The organism is Bifidobacterium mellis (assembly GCF_000967265.1).
GTDB classification, from domain to species: Bacteria; Actinomycetota; Actinomycetes; order Actinomycetales; family Bifidobacteriaceae; genus Bombiscardovia; species Bombiscardovia mellis.
This window is the reverse complement of the sequence record NZ_KQ033885.1, coordinates 514,610-541,446: the sequence shown is the minus strand read 5'-3', so window position 1 is coordinate 541,446 and position 26,837 is coordinate 514,610. Positions and strand designations below refer to the sequence as shown.

Sequence of the window (26,837 nt, the reverse complement as noted above, 5' to 3'; positions counted from 1 at the left end):
GGATGGAATCAGTGAGCCTGTTCGGACTTCTTTTCCATGGACTGGTAATTGCTGGTGTCCGAGATCTGGTTGATCAGCTGGTTGAGGAACTCGGTCAGCTTGCTGCGGTAGCCCGCCTCGAACTGCTTGAGCCCCTGGATGTTCTCCTCCAGAACCTTGGACTGATCCATGAGCTTGTTCTTGACATCGGCGGCATAGCGATCGGCACTGTCGCGGGTGTTCTTGTCGTACTCCTGCGCCCGGGTCTGCACCTGGGTCTCGTACTCGTCGGCCTGGGTGTGCTGGCGCTTGGAATAGGCATCCGCATCGGAACGGGTCTTGACCGAGTACTCGTCGGCCTGGGAGCGTACGCGCTGCGAGTAGCCATCGGCCTCGGAGTGGACTCGCTTGGAGTACTCGTCCACCTCGGCGCGGGTCCTCTTGGAGTAGTCCTCCGCCTTCTTGACGATGTCATCGTGCTGGGCGTGGCCCTCGGCGACCAGCTGGGAGGCGTTGGCCTTGCCCTTGTCCACGTACTGATCGTGCAACTGCATGGCCAGGGTGAGCATGGCGGTGGCTCTCTCGGGTTCGCTGCTGGCCTCGGCGCCAGCGCCCGCGATCCGCTGCAGGCTGCCAGTTTCCGTGGAGGGCTCGGCCTTGGAAACCTGCTGGCGCAGCTGCTCCTCACGCTTGCGGGACTCCTCCAGCTGCTTGTTGAGCTGCTCGGTGCGCTGCTGTTGCTGCTGAGAGGCCTTCTGTGCCTGGGTGACCTGCTGGCGGGCCGTGGCCATGCTCTGCTGGGAGGCATTGAGCTGGTTGGTCAGCGCCTGAACCTGCTGGCGGGCCTGGTCGCGCTCCTTCTGCATGGCGGTCAGCTGGTTGGTCAGCGCCTGGGTGTTGTTGCCCGCGGCGGCCTGGGCGGTCAGCTGGTCGATCTGGGAGTTGAGCTGCTCGACCTGACGCTTGAGCTGGTCGTTCTGGGAGGCCAGGGTCTTGACCTGGCTCTGGGATTCGGCCAGGAGCCGCTTGGTCTGGGCATCCACGGCAGGCTGCTGGGCGGCATTACCCTGGGCCTGCTTCAGATCCCGGTTCTCCGTCTGCAGGGATTCCACCTGAGCCGTCAAGTCGGAAATCTTTGAGTTCAGCGAGGCCACATCGGTACCCAGGGACTGGGTGGAAGCGGCGTTGCCTTGCATGGCCTGCTTGCCCAGGGCTTCAACCGTATCGGTGACCTGATCCAGGAAGTCGTCGACCTCGTCGACGTCGTAGCCTTCCTTAAACCGCACTGTCTGGAAGGTATGCTCCCTTATGTCATTAGGCGTCAATAGAGCCATATGTTTCTCCACCTCGCTTCAGGCCAACCAGCCCGATTGTGTTCTCTTACTGCATGCTAGCACGGAGTCTGCCGTATCCGCGGTCTTGCTTTCTACCCCAGCAGCACCTGGATGATGATCAGGGCGGCGTAGAGCACCATGAAGGACACGTCGAGCTGGATCCTGCCCATGGGCAGGGGCCGGATGTACCGGCGCAACCAGCGCAGGGGCGGCTCGGTCAGGGCATAGATGACCCGAATGAGCGAGGCCACAAAGCCACGGGGGTACCAGCGGGGCGACAGAACCAGGACCCAGTCCAGAATCATCCGCACGAAGAGGATGAGCAGGTAGGTCTCAATGCAGATGTCTATCAGATATCGAATAAAAGGAACAAGCATGCGTCTTCAGGCTCCTGCGGACACGGCTGCCAGGGCGTCGGTCACTGGGCGAAAAGCCCCTTGGCCGAGGAACCCGACTCGGGCTCCTCCACCTTGATGTTGACCTGTGCGGGGCTGAGCAGGAAGACCCTGGGGGTGACCCGCTCGATGGACCCGCGCACCCCGAAGACCACGCCGGCGGAGAAATCGACGATCCTGTAGGCCACCGACTCGGACACGCCTGTCAGGTTGAGGACCACCGGAACCCCGTCCCGCAGGGCCCTGCCGACCATCTGAGCATCCTCGTAGGACTTGGGATGGATGGTGGTGATGCGGTTGATCCGGCTCTGGAAGGGCGTGGACTCGGCTTCCTGGCTATTGGAGGTGGATTGCGGAGCCATGGGAGTCACAGAGTGATCGGTGTCGAAGCCATCGCGGGCCTCGTCATCGTCGGCCAGGTCGTCGTCATCGTCATCCACGACATCCGACATGCCGAAAAAGGACATTGCGTTCTTCATCAATCCTGCCATACCTGCTCCTTCGCCTGATTACCGCAGAAAGTCAGGGATATCCAGATATCCCGGGTCGGAGGTGCCGTCATCGCCGGAGGCGGGGGGCACCACATCGTGTTCGGAGGTCTCATCGGACTCCGCCTGGACGGACGGGGTCGTCAGCGGCTGCTGGGGCTCCTGGATCGGGGTGGCCGCTGCCGGTGCGGTGGTCGTGTCCACTGCAGGAGCCGGGGTCTCGTCCTTCTTCGGGGTGGGATCGAATCCGGCGGCGATGACCGTGACCCGCACCTCGTCCCCGTAGGCATCGTCCAGGGCCAGGCCCCAGATGATCTGCGCCTCGGGATGGATGGCATCCTGAACCAGCTGGGCGGCGGCAGAGGCCTCCTGCATGCTCAGGTCGGTGGGGCCGGCCACATTGATCAGGGCCCCATGGGCACCCTCGATGCTCTCCTCCAAAAGCGGGGAGGAGATGGCGATCTCGGCGGCCTGGGTGGCTCGATCCTCGCCCCGGGCTGCGCCGATGCCGAAGAGGGCGGTGCCGGCATCCTTCAAGATGGCGGTGACATCGGAGAAGTCCACGTGAATGTAGGAGTTCATGGTGATCAGGTCGGTGATGCCCTGAACGCCGGCCAGCAGGGCCGTGTCTGCGGTCTTGAAGGCATCCATGACCGAGACCGTGCGATCCGAGAGGTCCAGAAGCCGGTCATTGGGGATAACGATAAGGGCATCGACCTCCTTGCGCAGGTTCTCGATGCCCGATTCGGCGGAAGCGGAGCGCCTGGGCCCCTCAAAGGTGAAGGGACGGGTGACGACGGCGATGGTGAGCGCGCCTTGCTGACGGGCTGCACGCGCTACCAGGGGGCTGGCACCGGTGCCTGTACCGCCGCCCTCCCCTGCTGTGACGAAGACCATATCGGCGCCCTTGAGTACCTCTTCGATATCGGACTGATGGTCCTGGGCGGCCTTGGCGCCCTTCTCCGGATCGGCTCCGGCTCCCAGGCCGCGGCTGTTGGCATCGGAAAGGGAGATCTTCACATCGGCTTCTGAGCGCAGGAGATCCTTGGCATCGGTATTGATGGCCACAAATTCGACATTCTGCAGACCTTCGGCGATCATGCGATTGACAGCATTGCCACCGGCTCCACCAACACCAACGACCTTGATGTTGGTCTTGTCATTGAAATTGTCATTCTGGGCAATCTCGCTCACAGTATGCTCCCGTCACTCACGTTACGCTCAACTCTAGCGCAGGTCATATACGCCAACACGCATTTGCCCACAGGCGTTCCGACCCTCCCTGACGGCCGTGGGCCCAGGGTCCGGGAGGTCAGAGCCAACCGCCCTGGCCTTCCGAAAGAACCTCCACGCCGTTCCGTCCGTATTCTAAACCCTGATTCTAGACCCGGATGCGCATGGTTGGTGACGGGAATATTTCCGGCTTCAGTAGGAGGCATCCATGGGGTCGTTGCCGAAGAGCGTCTCGCGCTCCTGATGGGTGGTGGTCCGCGAATCCAGCCAGCCATAGGGCAGGCGGACCTTCTTGGCATAGCGGACCCGGCCCCGGGGCTTGCCGGCCACGGCCCGCGGATAGGGCATGTCCTGGTCCAGGTCGGCGATGCAGCGGTCCATGTCCTCCAGGCTCTCGCAGGCCATGAAGTCGCGGCGCACCTGGCCGCCCACGGCGAAGCCCTTAAGATACCAGGCCACATGCTTGCGCATATCATGGACAGCCATGCGTTCGTCGCCGTCGTAGAACTCGACCAGGAGCCTGGCGTGGCGGGCCATGATGGCCCCCACCTGGCCCAGGGTGGGCTCCTGCCGTTCCGGGGAGCCGGCCAGGGCCGCAGCGATGTCGGCAAAGAGCCATGGACGGCCCTGGCAGCCCCGGCCGATGGCCACACCTGCGCAGCCGGTCTGGGCGAACATGTCCAGGGCATCCTCGGCGGTCCAGATGTCGCCGTTTCCGAAGACGGGGATATCTACGGCCTGGACCAGCTGGGCGATCCGGTCCCAGTCGGCATGGCCGCCATAGTACTCAGCCGTGGTTCTGGCGTGCAGGGTCACGGCGGCGCACCCCTCCTCCTGGGCTATGTGGGCGGCCTCCAAGAAGGTTTCGTGCTGGTGGTCGATGCCCACCCGGATCTTTGCGGTGACGGGGATCCCGGCAGGCGAGCAGACAGCGACCACACGATGGACCAGTTCGGCGAAGAGGTCGGTCTTCCAAGGCAGGGCGGACCCGCCGCCGTGCCTGGTGACCTTGGGGACCGGGCAGCCGAAGTTCATGTCGATATGATCGGCCCAGCCTGCATCGACCACCATTCTGGTGGCTTGCTCCATGATCTGAGGATCCACCCCGTACAACTGCAGGGAGCGCACCTTCTCCTGGGGGGCGAAACGACAGAGCCTGAAGGCCTTGGGGTTGCGCGCCACCAGGGCCCGGGCCGTCACCATCTCCCCTACATACAGTCCGTCGGGTCCGTACTCGCGGCAGAGCAGGCGGAAGGGCCAGTTGGTCACGCCCGCCATGGGCGAAAGCATGACCGGCACAGGCACGGTTATCGGGCCCAGCTGCACCGGGGGAACCTTTGGGGTCAGGCGATCAGTCTCAGTACCGGCCACCGGCCTCGGCCACCTTGATCGGTTCGCTCTCGTCCGTACCCGGTTCGCTGGCCAGGTCCGTGTAGCCGTCAGCGGCGCGCGTACCGGTCAGGTCGGATGGACCCATGGGGTAACGCACCCGCTGCTCACCGACGACCCGGCGCACATAGTCCTCCACCTGGTCCAGAGCCACCCGGTCCTGCTGCATGGAGTCGCGGTTGCGGATGGTGACCGCCTTGTCGTCCAGGGTGTCGAAGTCCACGGTGATGCACAGGGGCGTGCCGATTTCGTCCTGACGACGGTAGCGGCGGCCGATGGCGCCGGACTCGTCATAGTCCACCATCCACTCATTCTGGCGCAGGTCGGCGGCCAGGTCATGGGCGATCCGCTGCAGATCAGGTTTCTTGGACAGGGGAAGAACCGCGGCCTTGATTGGGGCCAGCCTCGGGTCCAGACGCAGCACGGTGCGCCGGTCGACCCCGCCCTTGGTGTTGGGGGCCTCGTCCACGTCATAGGCATCCACCAGGAAGGCCATCAGCGAGCGCGTCAGACCGGCTGCAGGCTCGATCACGTAGGGGATGTAGCGTTCCCCGCTGGCCTGGTCGAAGTAGCTCAAATCCTCGCCCGAGTGCTCGGCATGGGCCTTGAGGTCGTAGTCGGTGCGGTTGGCCACGCCCTCCAGCTCGCCCCACTCGGAGCCCTGGAAGCCGAACCGGTATTCGATGTCCACGGTTCGCTTGGAATAGTGGGCCAACTTCTCCTTGGGGTGCTCGTAGTGGCGCAGGTTCTCGGGCTTGACGCCCAGATCCACGTACCAACGGGTCCTGGCGTCGATCCAGTACTGATGCCACTGTTCGTCAGTGCCGGGGTGGACGAAGAACTCCATCTCCATCTGCTCGAACTCGCGGGTACGGAAGATGAAATTGCCGGGGGTTATCTCGTTGCGGAAGCTCTTGCCCATGTTGGCGATGCCGAAGGGGGGCTTGGAGCGTGAGGAGGCCATGACGGATTTGAAGTCCACGAAGATGCCCTGGGCAGTCTCGGGGCGCAGGTAGTGCAGGCTCTTCTCGTCCTGGATGGGTCCCAGATGGGTCTGCAGCATCATGTTGAAGTCCCGCGGCTCGGTCCACTGTCCCTTGGTGCCGCAGTCCGGGCAGGGGATGTCCTTGAGGCCGTTTTCCGGATCATGGCCGTGCTTTTCAACGTAGGCCTCCTCCAGGGTGTCGGCCCGGTGCCGCTTGTGGCAGTTCAGGCACTCGATCAGGGGGTCGTTGAAAACGGAGACATGGCCCGAGGCCTCCCAGACCGCCGTGGGCAGGATGACCGAGGTGTCCACGCCGACCACGTCGTCGCGGGTGACCACCATGGTCCGCCACCACTCACGCTTGATATTGTCCTTGAGAGCCACGCCCAAAGGACCATAGTCCCAGGCCGAGCGCGTCCCGCCGTAGATCTCCCCTGCGGGAAAGACGAACCCTCGGCGCTTGGCCAGGGAGATGACCTCATCCAGTTTCGATACTGCCACTGATCACACCTTCTGCTCGGGAACCCCCTCCTGGGGGCTACGACCTGATGACCGGCCTCCAGCATACCTTCGGCGGGTGACCTGCTGTCAGCGTAGAGGCCTACCATCGAGGCAGGTGCGGGAGGCCGCGCGGGTGACCGCAGGGGACACCGGGCATCCTGCCTACGAACGCCAATCGATGCGGAAAGGTTTCCGATATGCCCGATATGAACGACCCATCCTATCTGAACACCGTAGCCGAGGTCACGATCGCACCCTCCGGTCAGGGTGAGGAGCTGTCCACCTATGTGGCCCAGGTCATCAAGGTCATCAGGGACTCGGGGCTACCCAACCAGACCAATGCCATGAGCACCGTGATCGAAGGTGATCTGCACCGGGTCATGGAGGTCGTGGAAGAGGCCACACGGGTCCTGGCCGAGCAGGGGTACAGGACCGGCGTCAGCCTCAAGCTGGACATCCGCTCCGGCAAGCGGGACCAGATCCACGAAAAGGTGGAGCGGGTCGACCGGATCCTGGGCGGGGAAAACCGCTGAAGGCTCACTGTCACCGAAGATCAGCCGGGCTGAAATCGCCTGAGCAAGTTAAGGTGTGCCCATGATCACGATGAAGCAGATCGCCGAACGCACAGGCGTGTCCGTCTCCACGGTCTCCCTGGTGCTCAACGGCCGCGACAAGGGCAGGGTCAAGTCGGAGATCGCCCGAAAGGTGCGCAACACAGCCAAGACCCTGGGCTATCGGCCCAATCCCATGGCACGGTCCCTGCGCACCAGCAAGACCGGCATGCTGGGCTTCATCAGCGAAGAGGTGGCCACCACGCCATACGCCGGCGCCATCATTCAGGGCGCGCAGGATGCGGCAGCCGAGCGCGGCTATGTGCTTCTCACCGTCTCCACCGATGGGGGCATCCGTGAATCAGAACAGATTCAGGCCCTGAAGCGCTATGGGGTGGACGGTTTCCTCTTCGCCAAGATGTATGACCAGAATGTCGACCTACCCCAGGCGCTGCGCTCCTGCCCTGCCGTGGTGGTCAATGCAGTGGAGCGGGCCAACCGCTGCCCCAGCATCGCGCCTGACGAGTTTCTGATCGGCTACGATGCCACCCGCCATTTGATCGAATCAGGTAGTCGCCGAGTGGCCTACCTGGGCACCACACAGGATCTGCCGGCGCAGGAAGATAGAATGCGCGGATATCAGACCGCTCTTAAGGAAGCGGGATTACCTGCAAGTCAGGCCTTAATCCGACTGGTGGGCTTCAACCAGGAGGCCATGGATCAGACAAACGATCTGATGGACGACCAGCACCCCGATGGCGTCTTCTGCTTCAATGATTCGCGTTCCTTTTACCTCTACCAGGCCGCCGCCGCACGCCATCTGGTCATCGGCAGGGACCTGAATCTGGTGGGCGTGGACAACCACCAGGTCGTAGCCGAGACCTCGGCCCCTCCCCTGACCACGGTCGAACTGCCCCACTACGAGATGGGCTTCTGGGCGGTGCGACGACTGCTGGCGCAAATCAATCCCCGCCGCGGTGCTCTTCCGCTGCCCGATACCCGTGCTGTCCTTCCGCCGCTCGATCAAGCTGGCGGGGTACGCATCCATTGCGCCCTGATTCGCAAGGGCTCTACCCGCCTCGATGCCACCTCAGACCTGGTCCCGGCCAGCCGCTAAGCCACACTCACCCTTCCCCTTCACTGTCGCAAGATGCCGAACCCAGGTCCAATTCTGGCTAGCTTGATACAAGTCGCCGATAGCCAATCAGCCAACATCCCTTGCTAACCACTCACCGCGTGAGTAAGAACTGACAGCAATAGTCAATCGTTTGACGTAAATCGATTGACGACTTACTATACCTACCAGGATTCGCTCTGCACACAGTAAGTGCATCGAACCGGAAGACACTGCGGAGAAGCGGTGCACAACAAGTGAGGGAGGGGCAGCATGGCCGCCAAATCATCAGCATGGAGGAATCCATCATATTTGGAATCCTCTACCGGAATATTCTTCTTCTTCTGCGCCTGGGGCATCTGGTGGTCCTTCTACTCGCCATGGCTGATCAACGGCCTTGGCATGACCAACACCCAGGTCGGCAACATCTACTCCATCAACTCCGTGGGCACGCTGATAATAATGTTTGTCTACGGGGTAATACAGGACGAGCTGGGGGTCAAGCGTAGGCTCGCCATCTTCATCGCCGCCATTGCAGCGCTGGTCGGACCTTTCGTGCAGTTCATCTACGCCCCCCTCATGCATTCCAACCTGATCCTGGGCGCCGTACTCGGTTCAATCGTTCTATCCGCAGGTTTCATGTCAGGCTGCTCCCTGATCGAGGCCATCACCGAGCGGTACAGCCGCAAATTCGGATTCGAATACGGCCAGTCCCGCGCCTGGGGCTCCTTCGGCTACGCCATTGTGGCTCTGATCGCAGGGTTCACTTTCAACATCAACCCGATGATCAACTTCTGGCTGGGGTCCGCCTTCGGCGCGTGCATGCTCCTGGTCTACGCCTTCTGGATCCCCGATGAGCAACGCGAGGAGATCAAGCGAGAGTCCACCCCCGAGGGCGAAAAGTCCCAGCCCTCCCTGCGCGACATGATCCATGTCCTGGGCATGCCCGCCCTCTGGCTCCTGATCGTCTTTGTGATCTTCACCAACACCTTCTACACGGTCTTCGACCAGCAGATGTTCCCCAACTACTATGCCAACCTCTTCCCCACCCCGGAACAGGGTCACGAGGTCTACGGCATCCTCAACTCCATCCAAGTGTTCCTGGAATCAGCCATGATGGGCGTGGTTCCCATCATCATGCGCAAGATCGGCGTGCGTAACTCCCTTCTGCTGGGAGCTACGGTCATGTTCGCCAGGATCGGTCTGTGCGGGTTCTTCCACGACCCGGTCATGGTCTCCGTTGTCAAGCTCTTCCACTCCATTGAGGTCCCGCTCTTCAGCCTGCCTGCCTTCCGCTACTTCACCCTGCACTTCAACCCCAAGCTGTCCGCCACCCTCTACATGGTGGGCTTCCAGATCGCCTCCCAGGTCGGCCAGGTGGCCATGTCCACCCCGCTGGGCATGCTCCACGACCGGGCCGGCGACCAGGTCACCTTCTACACCATCTCCCTGGTGGTGCTCGCGGCCCTGATCTACGGCATCTTCGTGCTCAAGCGCGACGACCAGCAGGTGGACGGCGATCCCTTCATCAGGGATTCGCAGAAGTCCGCCGTAACCCAGGGCTGATCCCCATACCAACCATCATCAGCACCCATCCAACCCGAAAGGATTCAAGGATGAACCAGCCAACAACCAAGGAAAACGCCGACATGAGCGCTCAACTGGACAAGGCCCAGAAAAGCATCGACCGGCTCTTCGCCACCCGCAATGACCGCTGGTATCCCCAGTGCCACATCGCCTCCAAGGCCGGATGGATCAACGACCCCAATGGCCTGAGCTACTACAAGGGGCGCTATCATGCATACTTCCAGCTCAATCCCTATGGGAGCGAGTGGGGCAACATGCACTGGGGACATGTGTCCAGCGCCGACCTGGTCACCTGGCGGCGCGAGCCCCTGGCCATGGCGCCCACCCTGGAGGTCGAGAAGGACGGGGTCTTCTCAGGATCGGCCGTGGTGGGCGACGACGGCCGTCTGACCATCTACTACACAGGTCACCGCTGGCGCAACGGGGTCGACGATGACGACGGCAACCTCCAGGAGCAGTGCATGGCTGTCTCCTCAGACGGGATCCACTTCGAAAAGAAGGGGGTCGTGATCCCCTGCCCGGACGACAAGATCCTGCACTTCCGCGATCCCAAGGTGTGGAAGATGGGCGGGCTCTGGTACATGGTCTTCGGAGTCAGCACCCCCGCACAACGCGGCGAGATTTGGATGTACACCTCCAATGACATGGAGCACTGGACCTTCGACCGGGTCATCTACCGGCACCCCGACCCTGAGGTCTTCATGCTGGAATGCCCCGACATGTTCCCCCTGGAGGACAAGTGGGTGATCTGCTACTCGGCCATGGGCCTGAAGCCCCACGGGTTCGAAGCCCGCAACCACAACAACGCCGGCTATGTGATCGGCAGCTGGCAGCCCGGCGGCGACTTCCATCAGGAGACTGGATTCCACCTCTGGGACGACGGCCATAACTTCTATGCACCGCAGACCTTCCAGGCCCCTGACGGCCGTCGGCTGGTCTTCGGCTGGATGAGCCCCTTCACCGAGCCAATCCCTATGCAGGAGGATGGCTGGTGCGGACAGTTCACCGTACCCCGCGAGGTCACCCTGGCCGGTGATCACCTGCGCTGCCTGCCGGTACGCGAGTTCTCCGACCTGGACCAGGACAGGCAAGACTTCGGTCCCATCGAGCTGGAGGTCAACAGCAGCCGGGATCTGGTGGACGACGCGCAGACCGCCGACATCAATATGGAGATCGATCTGAACAAGTCCCAGGCCGAGCGCATCGGCCTGGAGATTCATCGGACCCAATCAGGTGACCACACGCTGGTCTGCTATGACGACCAGCTGGGCCGCGTGGTGCTCGACCGCCACTGCAACACCTATGGGGACCGTGGCTACCGCACTGCTCCCGTCGACAAGTCCTCGGGCAAGCTCAAGCTGCGCATCATCGTGGACCGGGGTTCGGTCGAGGTCGTCGTCAACGACGGGCTGGAGATCATGTCCTCCTACTCCTTCCCTGCCGAAGGACCGCGCGGTATCCGCCTAATCGCCGAGTCCGGCGAGGGCAAGGCCCTGATCAGCTCCCTCTCCATCGCCAAACTGGGCACCATCTGGGAAGAGCCGGATCGCTGATCCTACTCCTCTAGTCGGCATAGGAAGGGCCCGCCCCCTGAAATCCCTCAGGGGGCGGGCCCTTTATCTTGCAAGCATCGCCTTCAAGCAGCCATGGTCAGAACCAAAGAATCGGAGATCCTAGAAGAGATACCTGTCCTTTCACAGTGACTCCTTGCCATAGATAGTCAGCCATGACTCGGTCTCAGACCTTTGAGCTTCGGGACCGGAAGCCTGTACGAGGCTGCCTCGGCCCCGGTTTTACTTGCCGATCCTGACCAGCAAAGCCATAAGTCCGGAGGCGATGGCCGCCGCACCCATGAAGAGGAAGGCTCCGACGAAGGAGCCACCGGCGGCCTTGACCAGGTAGCCGATGATCATGGGAGCCAGGAATCCGCCCAGGGTGCCGCCGGTGTTGATGATGCCGATGGCGGAGCCGATGATGTGCGGGTCCATGATCTTGTGGGGCCAGGTGAAGATGCCGGTGAAGGCCACCACGGAGACGCAGGATACCAGGATCAGCAGCAGGAGGGAGAGCCAGATGTTGCGCGAGAAGACGAAGCAGACCACCAGGACGGCACTGATCACCCCGGCGCCCAGGATGGCCACCTTCTCCCTGCCCAGGAAGAGCTTCGAGAGCAGCTGACCGGCATAGATGGTGGCGACGGTCGTGAAGACCGCATTGACCGCCAGCAGGATGCCGGCCTGGCCAATCGTAAGGCCGAAGGTGTTCTTTATGAAGGTGGGCATCCAGGAGATATTGCCGTACAGGAGGATGTTGAGCAGAAGCATGGCCACGAAGAGGACCAGCACGTTCCGGTTCTTCAGGACCTCGAGGAACCCTGCACCCTTGGCTCCGGGCTTCTGGTCCACCTCGGGCTGACGGGGCTTGGAGGGCACGAAGATCAGAATGCAGACAAAGGCCAGCAGATAGAGGGTGCCCAGCACCGCATAGGCCAGGTGCCAGTTGATGGCGACCAGGTTGGCGCCCAGGACGAAGGCCAGAATGCCGCCGATGCCCGAGGTCGACAGGATCAGCGACTGTACGAAGGTACGCCTTTCCTGGGGGAAGTTCTCCGCAATCGACTTGGAGCAGGAGGGCGGGTAGCCGCCGTGGCCCATGCCAGCGAAGAACCGGACGATGATGAAGAAGGCCAGACCATTGGCCAGGCCGAACAGGTAGCTGAACAGACCGATGATGATCATGGAGGCCATCAACACACGCTTGGCCCCAAGCCGGTCGGCCAGCCAGCCGCTGGGTATCTGCATGAGCGAGTAGCCCAGGAAGAAGGCCGACATGATGATGCCTGTCTGCCCCGAGTCCAGGTGGAACTGCTCGGAGATGGGGATGATGGCGGTCGAGATCATGTTCTTGTCCATGTACACGATCGAGTAACCGGCCATCAGGGAGAAGATCAGCGTTCCGCTCGCCGTTTTTGAGGATTGCTTGATTGCCATTGGTCTGTCATCCTTCAGTCGAAGCCGTCCGCCGCCGGGCAAAGTGATCCGCAGAGATCACCGTGTCCGGCGGCAGCCGAACAGTAGAGGTCAGTGGGGCATCACATCGTCAGGGATGACGACCTTGTACTCCTGGCCGGCGAAGGTCTTGTCGAAGTCCTCCTTGGCGGCCTTGACCAGGTCCGGGTCGGTAAAGGCATCGTAGGCGGTCAGAGCCAGGGTCTTGCCCGCAGCCAGCAGACCCTTGTGGGCCACCGAGGACTTGCCGTTGGCCGCCCACTGCCAGGAGTGAGCAGAGGTGCCCTGAGGCTCGAAGCCGCCGCTGAACTGGGCGGTGGGCGTCTGCCAGCTGACATCGCCGACGTCGGTGGACCCCGATGCCGTATCCGTGAAGGCCAGCGGATACTTCTTCAGAGCCATGGTGGACTCGGCCATCTTCCTGACTTCCTCATCCGGAAGATCGGGGAAGGCGGCCTTGGTACGGCTGAGCACCCGCTGCTTGCCGGCCTCGGGGACCGTGTCGGTGTAGCGGCGTTCGTAGTCCAGCTCCTGCTGGTCCAGGGGCAGGGGGCCGACGAGGTCCAGATTCCTGTCTATGGCCTCGGTCAGCGGATGGTTGGGGATGAAGTTGTAGCAGGCCGCGTCGAACTCCTCCTTGACCTGGGTCTCAGTCATCAGGGCCGCACCCTGGGCGATCTTCTCCACACGCTTGAACAGATCCTGAGCCTGGTCCATCCTGGGAGCGCGCACGAAGTAGTAGAGCCGCGCATGGGACTGCACCACGTTGGCCGACTCGCCGCCTGCGTCGATGAAGGCGTAGTGCACACGGGCCGCATCGATCATGTGTTCACGCAGGAACTGCACGCCCACGTTCATCAGCTCCGCGGCATCCAGGGCGCTCCGGCCCAGCTCGGGAGCCGCAGCCGCGTGCGCCGGCACGCCGGTGAAGTCGAAGTAGGCCTGTAGGACAGCCAGGCTGGAGGAGCCCCAGGCCTGGGTCACATCCGAGGGATGCCAGGACAGGGCCAGGTCCAGCCCGTCGAAGACCCCGTCCCTGGCCATGAAGGCCTTGCCATAGCCCGACTCCTCAGCCGGGCAGCCGAAGACCTTGATGGTCCCCTTGAGCCCCCTCTCCTGCATGAAGGTCTTGATCCCGACTCCGGCCGCAACTGCCGCCATGCCCAGGATGTTGTGGCCGCAGCCTTGCCCGTTGCCGCCTTCGACCAAGGGCTTGTGCTCGCCCAGATCAGCCACCTGGCTGAGGCCTCCCAGGGCGTCGTATTCGCCGGTGATGCCGATCACCGGACGGCCCGAGCCCCAGGTCGCCACGTAGGCGTAGTCCATATGGCCCACGCCCTTTTCGACCTCGAAGCCCTCCTGCTCCAGCACCTTGTAGTGCTGCTGGACCGACTCCTTCACGGCAAATCGGGTCTCGGGGGTACCCCAAATATGGTCGGCGGCCTCGATGAACTCCTGTGACTTGTCCTCGATGATCTGCATGATGCGTTGCTTGTCGTCCACGCCTGTCGACTCCTTCGTTTCGTTTGCTGCGCTGATTTCCACGGCGGACATGGCCTGCTCCGCTGTGATACGTCACAGACTACCTTTCATGGGTGTTACGAGAGTGTTCAGACCTGTGAATTTGGACTATTATGGCTAACCTCACAAAATTGGAGGCCTCATCTGCTTTAGGCTTGGTCCACGCCGCCGAAGCGCCTGTCCCGGTGGATGTAATCGTCGATGGCCCGCCAAAGCACATCGCGCCCGCAGTCGGGGAAGAGCTCAGGTACGAAATCCAGCTCCGCATAGGCCGCCTGCCAGGGCAGGAAGTTGGAGGTGCGCTGTTCCCCCGAGGTGCGCAGGACCAGGTCGCAGTCCGGTATGTCTGGGTTGTAGAGGTGCTGGGCGATCATCTTTTCGGTGACCTTGGAGCCCTTGATATGCCCGGCCGCCACCTCCCGGGCGATATCGGTGGCTGCATCGGCCAGCTCAGCCCTGCCCCCGTAGTTGATGCAGAAGATCACATCGATCCTGGTGTTGTGCCGGGTGCGCTCCATGGCCGCCTCCAGCTCGTCGATGACCGACTTCCATAGCCTGGGCCGACGGCCCGCCCAGCGCACGCGCACTCCCCAGTCGTCCATCTGGGTCACTCGCCGGTGGATGATGTCCCGGGAGAAGCCCATCAGAAAGCGGACTTCTGAGGGCGAGCGCTTCCAATTCTCAGTGGAGAAGGTATACAGACTCAGGTATCGGACCCCTGCCTCGATGGCCCCGGCTATGGTGTCGAAGACGACCGGCTCGGCGGCCCGGTGACCCTGGGTGCGCTCCATCCCCCTCTGTTTGGCCCAACGGCCATTCCCGTCCATGATCACACCCAGGTGCCGAGGGACTGAGCCCTCTGGGAAATGCGGGATACGAGCGGGGTCGGAGAAAGGGGCTGCAGGCACATCCAGGGAGGTGTAGTCGACGGGGTCAAAGCTCATGCTTCAAGAATCTAATAGCCTAAGGGACCTGATGGGCCGCTCCAGGTAATATTCGCCCCATTTCTCGACAAGACCATCGCAGAGGGGTGTTGAGTCTTTGCCGTCCAACTTGGACCAGTCCCCGCTGCTCAGCGCCCGAAAGCGTGCCAGTGTGGCGGGATCCACCGCCACAGCGTCGGTGGGCCTATCCCGGCTGCAGACCACACCGCCGCCGGGCACCGAAAAGTGGGTCAGCTGGTCGGTCCGGCCGCAGACGATGCAGGAATCCAGCCGGGGCCGCCAGCCCGCCAGCGCCAGAGACCGCAGCAGGTAGGAGGCGCCGATGTCACGGGGTCCATGCCGGTGACCTGCCAGGCTGGCCAGGGCGGAGACCAGCAGACGGTATTGCTCCGGGGCCGGCTCATGCTCGCCCACCACCAGCTTGTCGGCTGTCTCAAGCATGACGCCCCCGTTGGCGTAGAGGTCATAGTCGGCGCATATGGCATCCGCATAGGCGGCTATGCAGACGGCCTGGGAGACGATGTCCAGGTTGCGGCCGCGGGAGATGAGCAGATCGTCACGCATGAATGGCTCCAGCCGTGCGCCGAAGCGGGACTTGGTCCGTCGTACCCCCTTGGCCACGGCCCTGACCTTGCCGTGCCCCCTGGTCAGAATGGTGACGATCCGGTCGGCCTCGCCCAGTTTGACCGTTCTGAGGACCAGGCCCTCGTCACGATAGATGGCCACGACGGTCCCGTCCTTTCATTGGTAGATGAACAGGCCCCAGAAGGCGAAGATCAGCAGGACCCCGAACATGGCCAGGGTGGTGACGACGAAGAGGGCAACGCCAAAACGGGTGGAGGCCAGCACAGGCCTGGGATCCATGCTCCGCATCTGCTGGCGCAGACTGGGGCCGCCGGCCTTGCTTGTGCGCACCTGGTCGGGCAGCCGGTCCAATCCCCTCAGGGAGGCGACTTCGACCATGCGGGCAAAGGTGCGCGACCAGGCCCAGATGACCAGGGCGCAGACCACCTGGATGACCGGCCAGCTCCAGTAGCTGACCCCAGCCTGGTCGGGCACGCCGCCCCAGCCCAGGCGTACCACAGCCATGATGACCTGACCCAGACCGGCTCCGAAAAGGACCAGGGTAGCCAGGGTGGTGCCGGTGATGGTGACCAGGGTGCCGCCGAAGCCATGGCTGAAGCCCAGGACCGGGTCCTTGCGTCGTCGCAGGCGGAACAATTTCATCAGACCGGCCACCAGGGCCATGACCAGGGCCGCCAGCAAAAGCACCAGGGTCAGCAGGTGCAGGACCAGCATATAGATGGTCAGCGAGCGCCGCCCCCGCAGATCAGTGGGCACGGCTATGGACTGGTGGATGGTGGCCCCGCCCACGCTGGGGCTGGTCTGATGCAGGCCGTGGACCTGACCCACCGCCCAGTCGATCATGTCCTGCTGGTAGTGGTCGGCCAGGGGCGTACCGCTCCGGGCCTCATCCCCCAGCCGCAGCACATGGTTGGAGACCGGGTAGGAACGCACCGTGACGTTCTCGTTGCCGGAGGCGTGGGCCTGGGACAGCACGCGCTGCACCCCCTCCACCTGGGCGGTCATCACATCCTTGGCCCCGTAGGCCAACAGGGTGGGAATGGCATAGGTGTAGCGGTCGGTGGGATCGATGTCCAGATTGTTCAGACCCAAGAGGGAGGCATCGGTGCTGAAGAGCCGACGGACCACCGACTGGTAGCCCTGGTTGGCCCCGGCGATGGCGAAGTCCTGAGCCACGAAGAAGCCCATGGCGTGCCGCGGGGAATAGACCATGGGGCTCAGCAGGATCTGGAAGGCGATCCGGTGGTCCATGGTCAGCAGCATGGCGGCGATCCAGGTGCTCTCGCTGGTGGCATAGATGCCTACCTTGGATGCATCCACATCATCCCGGTCGCGCAGCAGGTTGGCAACCCGCTCGTAGGCCTTGGCCGAAGCAGGATAGTCCCGGTCGGCATCCGTGGTGGACCAGACCGGCTTGTCCAGCACGGCGGTGACGAAACCGGCAGAGGCCAGGGTCCGGGCCACGTCCCCGAAGGAGTTGTCGCAGGTGCCATATCCGGCGCCATGCATGAAGACCACTGCCGGCCGATTCCCTGAAGCCCCCTTGGGGGTGCGGATCAGAATCCGGATACGCTGGTGCTCCCCAGTGGCGGGCCTTTCCACGCTCAGTTCCTGGTGACGGGATTCGACCTGGTACTGCCCCACGGTATCCCTGTCAACCCCGGCAGGCCAGTCGAAGGTGACCGCGGTGTCCGGAGTCAGGGTGGGAAAATTCTGATCCACCGGTTCGTATTTCCAGGGAACGGCGGTCAAGTGGGAGACAGAGGCCAGCAGACCCATAAGGATGATGAAGACGGGCAGGCTGGTCATCAGCCGCCTGACCCTGCTCCACCCGCTTGCAGGGAGGGAACGCTCAACCTCTTGGGACACGTCGGTCATTGTAGCCGGTGGCGGGGATGGCGCTTACGCCCTCAGCTGGCACGGCCGGTGACCGGGACCACCATGGGTCCTGCCTCCGGTAGGGTTTCACCCTCGGCCGCAGCCTTGGCATCCATCTGGGCGGCGATTTCCTTGGCCCGTTCCAGCAGGGTGGGGACAATCTGGTCCTCAGGCACGGTCTGCACCACCTTGCCCTTGATGATGATCTGGCCCTTGCCGTTGCCCGAAGCCACCCCCAGGTCGGCCTCCCTGGCCTCGCCTGGTCCGTTGACGATGCAGCCCATGACAGCCACCCGGATGGGTGCGGTGATGTCCTTGAGCCCCTCGGTGACCTCCTTGGCCAGCTCGATCACGTCCACCTGGGCCCTGCCGCAGGAGGGGCAGGAGATGATGTCGAAGTGGCGCTGGCGCAACCCCAGATATTCCAGAATCTTGCAGCCCACCTTGACCTCTTCCACAGGCGGCGCGGACAGGGAGACCCTGATGGTGTCGCCGATGCCTTCGGCCAGGAGCGCGCCGAAGGCCAGGCAGGACTTGATGGTCCCCTGCCAGGAGGGCCCGGCCTCGGTCACGCCCAGGTGCAGGGGCCAGTCGCCCTTGGAGGCCAGGAGCCTATAGGTCTGGACCGTGGTGACGGGATCGTGGTGCTTGACGGAGATCTTGAAGTCGTGAAAGCCCACGTCCTCGAACATATGGGCCTCTTTCAGGGCCGAGGCGACCAGGGCCTCGGGGGTGGGGCCGCCGTAGCGGGCGTAGATGTCCTTGTCCAGGCTGCCGGCGTTGACGCCGATGCGCAGGGAGATGCCCGCGTCGGTGGCCGCCTTGCAGATCTCGGGGCCCACCTGGTCGAACTTGCGGATGTTGCCCGGGTTGACCCTGACGGCTGCACAGCCGGCATCGATGGCCTGGAAGACGTACTTGCTCTGGAAGTGGATGTCGGCGATGACCGGGATGGGCGACTTCTTCGCAATGATGGGAAGCGCGTCGGCATCGTCCTGGCTGGGTACAGCCACCCGCACGATATCGCAGCCGGCGGCGGCCAGCTCGGCGATCTGCTGCAGGGTGGCGTTGATGTCAGCGGTGACCGTATTGGTCATGGACTGCACCGAAATAGGGGCTCCCCCGCCGACCGGCACAGACCCCACCATGATCCGACGGGAGCGGCGACGAGGATGCAGCGGAGTCTGGCTGATGGCCTGCTCGCCTGTCTTGCGGAACCCCTGGGAGGATGTTGACTGTTCGGTCCTGGGAATGCTACTCACGCTGTCATGTCTATCAAAGCATCAGCCCTTTGGCGTGCCTCATGCTCGACTTGCTCCATTACCTCCACGGATGTGAATGTTCCCGGAAGATGCGTTTCCATGGCATCCATGACCGAACGGATGGTTTCGACGATGCTTAGGTAGGGCAGCCGGTGATCCAGGAAGGCCCTGACCGCCTGCTCGTTGGCGGCATTGAAGACCGCAGTCATGGGCTCGCAGCTGCCCAGAGCCCGCCTGGCCAGGTTGACCGCCGGGAAGGCCTCGTCGTCCAGGGGCTCGAAAGTCCAGGTGCTGGCCTTGGACCAGTCGCAGGCCACAGCCACATTGTCAAGACGGGCGGGTGCCGACAGGCCCAGGGCGATGGGCAGACGCATGTCAGGAGGCGAAGCCTGGCTTATGGTGGCCCCATCCTGGAACTGGACCATGGAGTGGACCACGGACTGGGGGTGGACCACCACGGTGATTCGTTCGGGCTCTATCCTGAAGAGCCTGCTGGCCTCGATGACCTCCAGACCCTTGTTGACCATGGTGGAGGAGTTGATGGTGACCACCGGACCCATGGACCAGGTGGGATGGTTCAGGGCCTGCTCAGGGGTGACCTCGCGCATGTCTTGGCGGCTCCAGCCCCGGAAGGGACCTCCCGAGGCGGTGACCACCAGACGGGCCACCTCCCCATGCTGCCCCGAACGCAGGGACTGCCAGATGGCCGAATGCTCGGAGTCGACCGGGTTGATCTGGCCCGGCCTTATCTCGGCGTCAAAGAGCAGATGGCCGCCGGCCACCACCGATTCCTTGTTGGCCAGAGCCAGCTGGGATCCGGCCTGCAGAGCCGCGATGGACGGACGCAGACCGACTGATCCGGTGATGCCGTTGAGGACCAGATCGCTGCCGGAACCGGCCAGAGCCTGGACCGCCTCCATGCCTGCCTCTACATGGATACCGGTCAATCCCAAGGCATTGAGAGCCTGCTGCAGGGCCGGAACCTGGGCCTTGTCGGCCAGAGCCAGACGGGTCACGCCAAAATCGCGGGCCTGGCGGGCCAGGAGCTCGACATGCGCGCCGCCTGCGGCCAACCCGGTCACCTGGAACCGATCCCTATGGCGACTGATCAGATCCAGGGCCTGAGTGCCGATGGACCCTGTGGATCCCAGGATGACCAGACTGCGAGACTGGTCGGCATCGACCCTGGGCGACCAATCCACCAAGGTACGTTCTCGTGCGACTGACAAACCGTCCTGCCTGCCTTCACTGCCTGTATTCACTGCTGTCAGATGACTCATCGACCGCCTTTATCCTGCTCCCCCTCGTCGCCGAAGGCCGGGAAAGAAATATCGGGGATGTCCAGATCCATCTTGGGCAGATCCTGGTTGAGCAGGGAGGCCAGATAGGAATCCGGGTCCTGGTCCTGCTTGTTCCCCTGTGTGTTTTGCGAATACCGGGGCTTGGCCCAGTCGGGCGTATCCGTGCTGCTTCCGGCTGTCTCAGCCCAGGGACGCTCCTGGGCCTCAGGCGCCGCTGGCGCTGGTTCCTCATAGCTGCCCAAGGGTCCGCCTGCGCCCAGAGGACCATCGACGAAAGGCGAGGAGATGATTGAGGTGGACCCGGGTGTAGACGAGCCGTCAGCATCAGCCCCTGTCGTCGAGGGAGGCACTGGCGATTCCGGCCCTGTTGTGGAGGTGAAGAAGGCATCCCCTGCCGAAGTAGGCGGGGTGGAGGCTACGGGTGCCGAAGGGGTCGGCTGGAATACAGCAGGCTCAGGAGTCTGTGGTGCGGGGGAGGGCGAAGAAGGCGCCACCGGGTTGAAAGGCACGGATTGAGCAGCCGACGCGGGTGCCGCGGACGCTGCAGTGGGAGCCACAGGATTGTGGCTGGTTGGCGCAGGGGCCGGCTGGGCGGTCGCAGGCGGCACGGAGGCGGGCATGACCGATTCCTGTTGACCGGAGACAAAGGGATTGGCAGGGGTGGGATTGGCTGAAGCAACGGGGGCTGGGGCTCCGCCGCTGACGCCTGCTGAGGAGGCAGGAGCAGCTGCCGCCGATGCTGCCGGGGCCGTACCAGCGGCTTCCTGGGCCAGCCGCTGGTTGACCGCCGAAGCCAGAGCACTCAGGGAACTGTTGGGTTGCGCCGTCGGCGCCGTAGATGCCGTCTGCGGGCTGGCTGTCGGAGCCTCGAAGATGGCCCGCTCTGCCTGGTGCAGTTGGGCGAAATCGTCCTGACTGCCCTGATCTCCTGCGGCAGCGGAAGCATTGGGGATGCTCCAGGCGGGTGCTTGGCTCTGTCCGATCAGTGGCTGAACGCCCGAAGCTGAAGGGTCCTGAACCGGCAGCTGCGACTGCACGGGAACAGCAGCGGGCGCCGTTGCATTGGCTCTGTCCCTCTTAGCCCTTTCGCTGACCCTGGCAAAGGACTCCAGCTGCTCCAGAAGCTCGACGGCCTTGGCCAGGAAGAAGTCCACCTGGCGCTCGTCATAACCCTTGGGCCCCCGACGCTGGGTGAAGATGACATTGGAGACGCGGTCAGCCGTGATGTCGGTGTTCCTCGACTTGCCCGAATCCGTCTTCCGCCCCTCCTGCAGGTTGAGCTGGTCAGAAGTCTTGTTGAGGACCTGCTCGATCAGCCGCTCCACCTGTTTGCAGTCGTATGAGGGCATGCCGGGATCCCCACGCTTGAAGACGCTGCCCGAGGGCCTGCCGGCATGGGTGGTCAGCTCCGATTGCAGACTGACCATTCTGGTCGTCCAACCATCCACGCCCACCCGGGCTATCTCCAGGCTGGTCTGTCTGTCGGAAATCACCCTCTCCAGCCGCGAGAGGGCGGCATCCACCTGAGTGATGATATAGCCGTTCTTGCACAGATCAAAGGAGGCGTTGGCTATCTCCTCCTGGGTCAGATCGGGGTCCTGGCTCTCATAGAGCGAGTGAGCCCGCTCCAGGAAGGCGTCCACCTGCTTGGTGTCATATCCCCACTTGCGCTTGCCCGAGCGCGCGATGGTCGCCTCGGTTCCACGGGCATCAGGCTTAGCTGACATCAGGCATCGACCTCCTGACCTTTCTTGCCAACGATCGTCGTGCATCGATTCTACGTGAGCGCTAAGACGCGATTCCGGGCATGCCCCCTGAAAACCCCTGTGGTCCCGCCCGGACTCGAACCGGGGACATCCACCGTGTAAAGGTGGCGCTCTAACCAACTGAGCCACGGGACCAGCACACTACCTTAGCAGAATACACGGTGACAAGGCCGCACGGTGCGGCTATAATCCACTAGGAATTCGCGGGCCTTGTCCGCAAAAGAAGAGAAACACACCATATTCACCATAGAAGAGGGGGTTCGGATTGTCACAGACAGTCGATACAGGCAGTGGCAGGAAGACCAACCGCACCCTGGTGACGGTGGCGGTCTTCATCGCCACCTTCATGACGGCCATCGAGGGGACCATCGTCTCCACCGCCATGCCCACCATCATCGGGGACCTGCATGGGCTGTCCATCATGAACTGGGTCTACTCCATCTATCTGCTCATGACGGCTGTCACCACGCCTATCTACGGCAAGCTTTCGGACCGCTTCGGCCGCAAGCCGCTGCTGACCATCGGTCTGCTGGTCTTCGTGATCGGGTCCACCCTGTGCGCCCTCTCCCAGTCCATGCCCCAACTGATCGGCGCCCGTTTTCTGCAGGGTCTGGGGGCCGGTGCCATCCAGCCGCTGACATACACGGTCCTGGCCGACATCTACCCCCTGGACAAGCGGGCTGGCATGATCGGCCTGAACGGCTCGGCCTGGGGCATCGCCTCCATCATCGCCCCCCTGCTGGGAGGCTTCATCGTCCAGCAGATAAGCTGGCACTGGGTCTTCGCCATCAACGTGCCCATCGGCCTGCTGGTCATCATCATGATCCAGATCTTCCTGAGCGAGCATATCAAGGCGCGTGAAACCCGCGTCGACTACATGGGCATCGGGCTGCTCAGCATCTGCCTGATCTGCCTGATGCTCTGCCTGCAGAGCCTGGGATCGGCAGGCGATGTGCGAATCACCCTGATCCTGGCTGCGGCCACCGTGGTCACCTTTGTCCTGCTTCTTCATGTGGAGGGCCGCCAGGAGGATCCCATCCTGCCCCTGCGGCTCTTCCGCATCAGGACCTTCGTCATCCAGAACATCTGCATGCTCCTGGTGGCCGGATTCCTCATGGGCTTCGACACCTACATGCCCATCTGGATGCAGTCTGTGCTGGGAATGAACCCCTCCCTGGGCGGCTTTGTGGTCACCCCCTCCTCCATTCTCTGGCTCCTGGGCGCCTACCTGGCCGGACCGCTGACCATGCACCACCCGCCGCACCGGGCCACCAACATCGGCCTGGCCTTCATCCTGACGGCCTGCATCTGCTACATAGCCGTCCCCCAGGCCACCGCCTACTGGGTCTTCCTGGTCATCTCGGCCGTGGTCGGCTTCGGATTCGGCCTGACCATCACCACCTCGACCATCACCGCCCAGAGCGTGGTGCCGGCAGGCGACGTGGGCGCCTCGACCAGCTTCAACACCCTGGCCCGTTCCCTGGGTCAGACCCTGATGGTCTCCATATTCGGCATCGTCATGAACACGGTCATCGCCCGCGAGGTGCCTCAGTATAAGGGACTGACCGAGGACATGATGAACAGCATGATCAACCCGGCCACGGCAGGGAGCATCCCCTCCCGACTGCTTGGCCCGGCACGCACCATCGTCTTCGACGGCTTGCATTGGATCTTCCTGGTGGGCCTGGTCATCCTGCTCATGGCCCTGGTGGCCAACCTCTGCGACATCCGCTCGCGCACCCTGCTTGCCGAATATCAGAACAAGGCCACGACGGTGGCTCCCGCCGCTGCTGACAAGGGCGGGCAGTAAAGGCCTCTGGCCAGACGGATTCCTTCGGGAATTCCCTTTGAATGACAAGAAGGTGGTGGGCATCAGTTGATTCCGATGCCCACCACCTCGTTCATCGGCGCTTATGGAATATCCCCGGCTACCGTAATCGCTGGCAGAGCCTAAGGTCCCTACTTGCCCTTGCCGAAAGCCCGCAGCTGGGTGGCGTTCCAATCCTTGCTGACGGTGGTGGGCATCAGGGCGTTCATGCCCGCGGTCTTGGCCGCATTGGAGACGACCCCTGGCGCCGAAGCCCCGGGCCTGCCTGGTTTGGGGGTCAGTACCCAGAAAGGCGCGCCCTTGTTGACCATGGCTGAGGCATCCATGATGGTGTCCGCTAGATCGTCCTCGGCATCGCCGTCCCGCCACCAGATGATGACCCCATCCACGGCTGCGTCATAGTCCTCGTCCACCAGCTCTTCGCCGGTCAGATCCTCAATCCTGGTCCGGATCCCGTCGTCGACATCGTCGTCCCACATCCATTCCTGGACGATATCGCCGGGATGAAAACCGAACTCTTCCGCTGTATAGGTTGTAGTCTCAGCCACGTTTTCAGCATAACAAGACTGCCGGAATTCACCAATTGGACCGGCATTGTCTTATTTGGCCTTGGCGGCCGTGCAGCGGGGCAGCCCCTCCCCCTGACCATGGCCGATGGCCACCAGGGCCTTATAGGCCTCGTCCAAGGTGGACACCCGTACGTCGCGCAGGCCCCGTGGAACATGGCCTGCCACCTGTGAACAGTTGGCCGCAGGCGCCAGGAACCAGGTGGCGCCGTCCCGCTTGGCCCCCAGCATCTTCAGCTGGATACCGCCAATGGCACCGACACGTCCCTTCTGGTCCATGGTGCCGGTGCCGGCGATGGTCAGACCGCCGGTCTCCTGCTCCGGGGTGATCTTGTCGATGGCCCCCAGCGTGTACATGAGCCCGGCCGAAGGACCGCCTATGTCGGCCACCCTCATGCTGAACCGCAGGCCTGATACGTCATATCCCCGAGCCTTGAGGAAGGCCAGGGCCTGGGCCGATGCGGCCTTCTGGGAGCCGTGCATATCGCCCTGCTCCTGGCGCTTGTATTCCTCGACGCTCTGTCCGGGAGGGACCACGGCCTCCTGGGGAAGCACCGTGGCGTGGGGGTCGGCCCAGCCCACCAGCGCATCCAGGTTGGATGCCGGGTAGCCGGGGATTCCACGGGCGTTGACCGTGGTCATCAGCAGGCGGCCCTTGTCATGGTGGACCTGACCGCCCCTGACCCTGATGACCGGTGAGCCTTTTGAACTTCCCAGCACGTCCTGGGTGGGTCCGGGCGTCTCGATGGTATAAGGCGAGGGGAGGAAAAGAACCAAGATGGCCAGAATGACCAGAAGACCGCCGACCAGCATTTTGCGGGTGGGTCCGCCAAGCTTCCCGATTTGCCTTTCGGGTGCGCCTGTGGCGCAGTGATCCGATTTCCCGTGCGGAAGTGTCATAGCTCCAATATTATGGTTGATGAAGACGATAATCCCGGCAGACGTCAACCTTGATGGCGGACGACCTGCCTTGGCGAGGACTGGAATCAAAGCAATGGACGAGAATGCAATCCACCAATGGCTCATCGAGTGCTTCGGCCCGGTGCAGGGCGAGCTGGCCTGGAGTCAGTTCTCACAGCTGCCTGAGTCCATCCGCTCCCAGATGGCGGCCCAGGGAGCCGATCAGCTGCCCAAACCCGCCGAGGTCCAGGCCCTGATCCAGGCCTTCACGGCCGGGGGGCTGAACACCCCTGCCGATATGCAGGCCCAGGCCGACCAGGGGCCCATCAACCTTGCACTGGCCAAGAACATCGCTCTGGGGCGCACCAGGGCCGACCAGTCCGATACCACGGTCACAGCCGAGGACAGCGACCGGGTGGCCCGGGTCATGAGCGAGGCCAACCTCTGGCTGGACACCGTCTGCGCCTTCGACCCCGCCCCGGGCCAAACCGAAGCCCTGACCCGTGCCGGATGGATCGAGGGCAGCATAGACGCCTGGGTCCAGTTCGCCTCGCCGGTGGCCCAAGCGGTCAGCGAGGCCCTGACCTCCGTCATAAGCCAGCGCTTCCAGGGCTTCGATCAGGGCGAGATTTCGGGAATGTTCGCCGGACCTGTGCCCATCCCCCTGCCCGACAACCTCAAGGATCCGACCACCCTGATGAGGCTGCTGGGGAACACCTCATTCGCCATGCAGCTTGGACAGGCCGCCGGGGAACTGGCCAAGGAGGTCCGCGGAGGATTCGACCAGGGCATACCACTGCTGAAGAACCCGGCCGGAGCCCTCATACCGCAGAACATCAAGGCCTACGCCAAATCCCTTGAGCTGGATCTGGACGAGGTCACCAGCTACATGGCCCTCAAGGAGGCCGCCCACGCCCGGCTCTACGCCGCCGTCCCCTGGCTGATGCCGCGCTTCGAGGCCCTGATCGGCAAGTACGCCCGGGGAGTCTCCATCGACCTGGACGCCGTAGAGGACCAGCTGCGCGACGCTGAGCAAATCAATCCTGAATCCATCGCCGGCGCCATCAACCTCAGCAACGTCGGCATCGAGGACACCCCTGAGCAGAAGGAGGCCCTGCGCAGCCTGGGCGACCTGCTGGCCCTGGTGGATGGCTGGGTGGATTGTGTGGTCTGGAACGCCGGAATGGCCCACCTACCCCACCTTGAGCAGCTGCGGGAGATGACCCGACGCGAGCGTGCCGTGGGCGGGCCGGCCGAGCAGACCTTCGAATCCCTGCTGGGCCTGCATCTCCATCCCAAGCGGTTGCGCGAGGCCGCCGACCTTTGGGGGCGCATCACCGCTGAAGAGGGCGTCCAAGGCCGTGACGACCACTGGTCCCATCCGGATCTGCTGCCCTCCCTGCCCGTCAAAGAGGAAGCCGACGAAGGTGGAACATCGACCTCTGCAGAGGGGCAATCCGAGCAGGAGGCCGACACTCCCGCCACCTCAGTGGACTGGGATGCCGAGCTGGACAAACTACTGAACGCCGAGGAGAAGGAGCCACCCGCCGAAACGACCACCCCTGCAGACTCCGACGCTTCAAATGAGCAGGAGCATCCAGACCAAGAACCTTCCGACAGCCAGAAGAGCGCCGACAAGGATTCCAAAGATCCCGATGACGGTCACCCGGATCGGAACGACTCGGACAAGGGTGGTTCGGACAGCCACCAAGCCTGAATCGC

General features: G+C 63.1%; 22 protein-coding genes and 1 tRNA gene. 6 read left to right on the top strand and 17 right to left on the bottom strand.

All coding sequences use genetic code 11. From position 1 onward, the window contains the following. Positions 1–8: 8 nt before the first annotated feature. The 6 genes from JF70_RS02495 to JF70_RS02470 form a co-directional block, all read right to left on the bottom strand. On the bottom strand, positions 9–1,313 hold the full coding sequence (locus JF70_RS02495; protein WP_045935167.1) for a DivIVA domain-containing protein: 1,305 nt from the start codon (positions 1,311–1,313) through the stop codon (positions 9–11). A gap of 92 nt (positions 1,314–1,405) precedes the next feature. Beyond that, positions 1,406–1,690: a YggT family protein gene (locus JF70_RS02490; RefSeq protein WP_045935166.1), complete on the bottom strand. Its 285-nt coding sequence runs from the start codon at positions 1,688–1,690 to the stop codon at positions 1,406–1,408. 41 nt (positions 1,691–1,731) lie between these two features. After that, the gene (locus JF70_RS02485; protein WP_045935165.1) at positions 1,732–2,199 is read right to left on the bottom strand and encodes a cell division protein SepF; all 468 of its coding nucleotides are present in this window, start codon (positions 2,197–2,199) and stop codon (positions 1,732–1,734) included. 18 nt (positions 2,200–2,217) lie between these two features. Then, on the bottom strand, positions 2,218–3,390 hold the full coding sequence (ftsZ, locus tag JF70_RS02480) for a cell division protein FtsZ (RefSeq protein WP_045935164.1): 1,173 nt from the start codon (positions 3,388–3,390) through the stop codon (positions 2,218–2,220). A gap of 231 nt (positions 3,391–3,621) precedes the next feature. After that, on the bottom strand, positions 3,622–4,776 hold the full coding sequence (gene dusB, locus JF70_RS02475) for a tRNA dihydrouridine synthase DusB (RefSeq protein WP_045936046.1): 1,155 nt from the start codon (positions 4,774–4,776) through the stop codon (positions 3,622–3,624). Positions 4,777–4,786: 10 nt separating this feature from the next. After that, entirely contained in the window at positions 4,787–6,304 is a 1,518-nt protein-coding gene (locus JF70_RS02470; RefSeq protein ID WP_045935163.1) for a glycine--tRNA ligase, read from the bottom strand. Positions 6,305–6,501: 197 nt separating this feature from the next. Between JF70_RS02470 and JF70_RS02465 the strand changes: the two genes are divergently transcribed. From JF70_RS02465 to JF70_RS02450, 4 genes are all read left to right on the top strand, one after another. Next, on the top strand, positions 6,502–6,837 hold the full coding sequence (locus tag JF70_RS02465; RefSeq protein ID WP_045935162.1) for an MTH1187 family thiamine-binding protein: 336 nt from the start codon (positions 6,502–6,504) through the stop codon (positions 6,835–6,837). A gap of 61 nt (positions 6,838–6,898) precedes the next feature. Beyond that, complete coding sequence (locus JF70_RS02460) at positions 6,899–7,972, top strand: LacI family DNA-binding transcriptional regulator (RefSeq protein WP_045935161.1); 1,074 nt, start codon at positions 6,899–6,901, stop codon at positions 7,970–7,972. 270 nt (positions 7,973–8,242) lie between these two features. Continuing rightward, the gene (locus JF70_RS02455; RefSeq protein ID WP_045935160.1) at positions 8,243–9,535 is read left to right on the top strand and encodes an MFS transporter; all 1,293 of its coding nucleotides are present in this window, start codon (positions 8,243–8,245) and stop codon (positions 9,533–9,535) included. A gap of 50 nt (positions 9,536–9,585) precedes the next feature. Next, a complete protein-coding gene (locus JF70_RS02450; protein ID WP_045935159.1) occupies positions 9,586–11,109 on the top strand; it encodes a glycoside hydrolase family 32 protein in 1,524 nt (507 codons plus the stop codon). 240 nt (positions 11,110–11,349) lie between these two features. Here JF70_RS02450 and JF70_RS02445 read toward each other — a convergent pair whose 3' ends face one another. From JF70_RS02445 to JF70_RS02405, 9 genes are all read right to left on the bottom strand, one after another. Then, a complete protein-coding gene (locus JF70_RS02445; RefSeq protein WP_045935158.1) occupies positions 11,350–12,546 on the bottom strand; it encodes an MFS transporter in 1,197 nt (398 codons plus the stop codon). A 90-nt stretch (positions 12,547–12,636) separates the two neighbouring features. After that, a complete protein-coding gene (locus tag JF70_RS02440; RefSeq protein WP_045935157.1) occupies positions 12,637–14,067 on the bottom strand; it encodes an amidohydrolase in 1,431 nt (476 codons plus the stop codon). A 167-nt stretch (positions 14,068–14,234) separates the two neighbouring features. Further along, on the bottom strand, positions 14,235–15,029 hold the full coding sequence (locus JF70_RS02435) for an isoprenyl transferase (RefSeq protein WP_045935156.1): 795 nt from the start codon (positions 15,027–15,029) through the stop codon (positions 14,235–14,237). A 3-nt stretch (positions 15,030–15,032) separates the two neighbouring features. After that, positions 15,033–15,755 carry a DNA repair protein RecO gene (gene recO, locus JF70_RS02430; protein WP_045935155.1) on the bottom strand — a complete coding sequence of 241 codons (723 nt, stop codon included), beginning with the start codon at positions 15,753–15,755 and terminating at the stop codon, positions 15,033–15,035. 15 nt (positions 15,756–15,770) lie between these two features. Then, positions 15,771–17,423, bottom strand: coding sequence for an alpha/beta hydrolase family protein (locus tag JF70_RS02425; protein ID WP_045935154.1), 1,653 nt, complete (start codon positions 17,421–17,423; stop codon positions 15,771–15,773). 101 nt (positions 17,424–17,524) lie between these two features. Then, complete coding sequence (gene ispG, locus JF70_RS02420) at positions 17,525–18,754, bottom strand: flavodoxin-dependent (E)-4-hydroxy-3-methylbut-2-enyl-diphosphate synthase (protein ID WP_197069090.1); 1,230 nt, start codon at positions 18,752–18,754, stop codon at positions 17,525–17,527. Further along, positions 18,751–20,034: a 1-deoxy-D-xylulose-5-phosphate reductoisomerase gene (gene dxr, locus JF70_RS02415; protein WP_231578814.1), complete on the bottom strand. Its 1,284-nt coding sequence runs from the start codon at positions 20,032–20,034 to the stop codon at positions 18,751–18,753. Before dxr ends, ispG begins: the two co-directional genes overlap by 4 nt. After that, positions 20,031–21,782 (bottom strand): DivIVA domain-containing protein, encoded by a 1,752-nt coding sequence (locus tag JF70_RS02410; protein WP_052690701.1) that lies wholly within the window; start codon positions 21,780–21,782, stop codon positions 20,031–20,033. Before JF70_RS02410 ends, dxr begins: the two co-directional genes overlap by 4 nt. 100 nt (positions 21,783–21,882) lie before the next feature. Beyond that, positions 21,883–21,956, bottom strand: a tRNA-Val gene (locus JF70_RS02405). Between the two features lie 130 nt (positions 21,957–22,086). Between JF70_RS02405 and JF70_RS02400 the strand changes: the two genes are divergently transcribed. Further along, positions 22,087–23,631 (top strand): MDR family MFS transporter, encoded by a 1,545-nt coding sequence (locus tag JF70_RS02400; protein ID WP_045935153.1) that lies wholly within the window; start codon positions 22,087–22,089, stop codon positions 23,629–23,631. Positions 23,632–23,780: 149 nt separating this feature from the next. On the opposite strand, the gene JF70_RS02395 is transcribed toward JF70_RS02400, so the two are convergent. Further along, complete coding sequence (locus JF70_RS02395) at positions 23,781–24,197, bottom strand: DUF3052 domain-containing protein (RefSeq protein ID WP_024627263.1); 417 nt, start codon at positions 24,195–24,197, stop codon at positions 23,781–23,783. A gap of 51 nt (positions 24,198–24,248) precedes the next feature. After that, positions 24,249–25,115 (bottom strand): S16 family serine protease, encoded by an 867-nt coding sequence (locus JF70_RS02390; RefSeq protein ID WP_156149567.1) that lies wholly within the window; start codon positions 25,113–25,115, stop codon positions 24,249–24,251. A gap of 94 nt (positions 25,116–25,209) precedes the next feature. Between JF70_RS02390 and JF70_RS02385 the strand changes: the two genes are divergently transcribed. Beyond that, positions 25,210–26,832 carry a zinc-dependent metalloprotease gene (locus JF70_RS02385; RefSeq protein ID WP_045935152.1) on the top strand — a complete coding sequence of 541 codons (1,623 nt, stop codon included), beginning with the start codon at positions 25,210–25,212 and terminating at the stop codon, positions 26,830–26,832. The last annotated feature ends 5 nt before the right edge of the window (positions 26,833–26,837 follow it).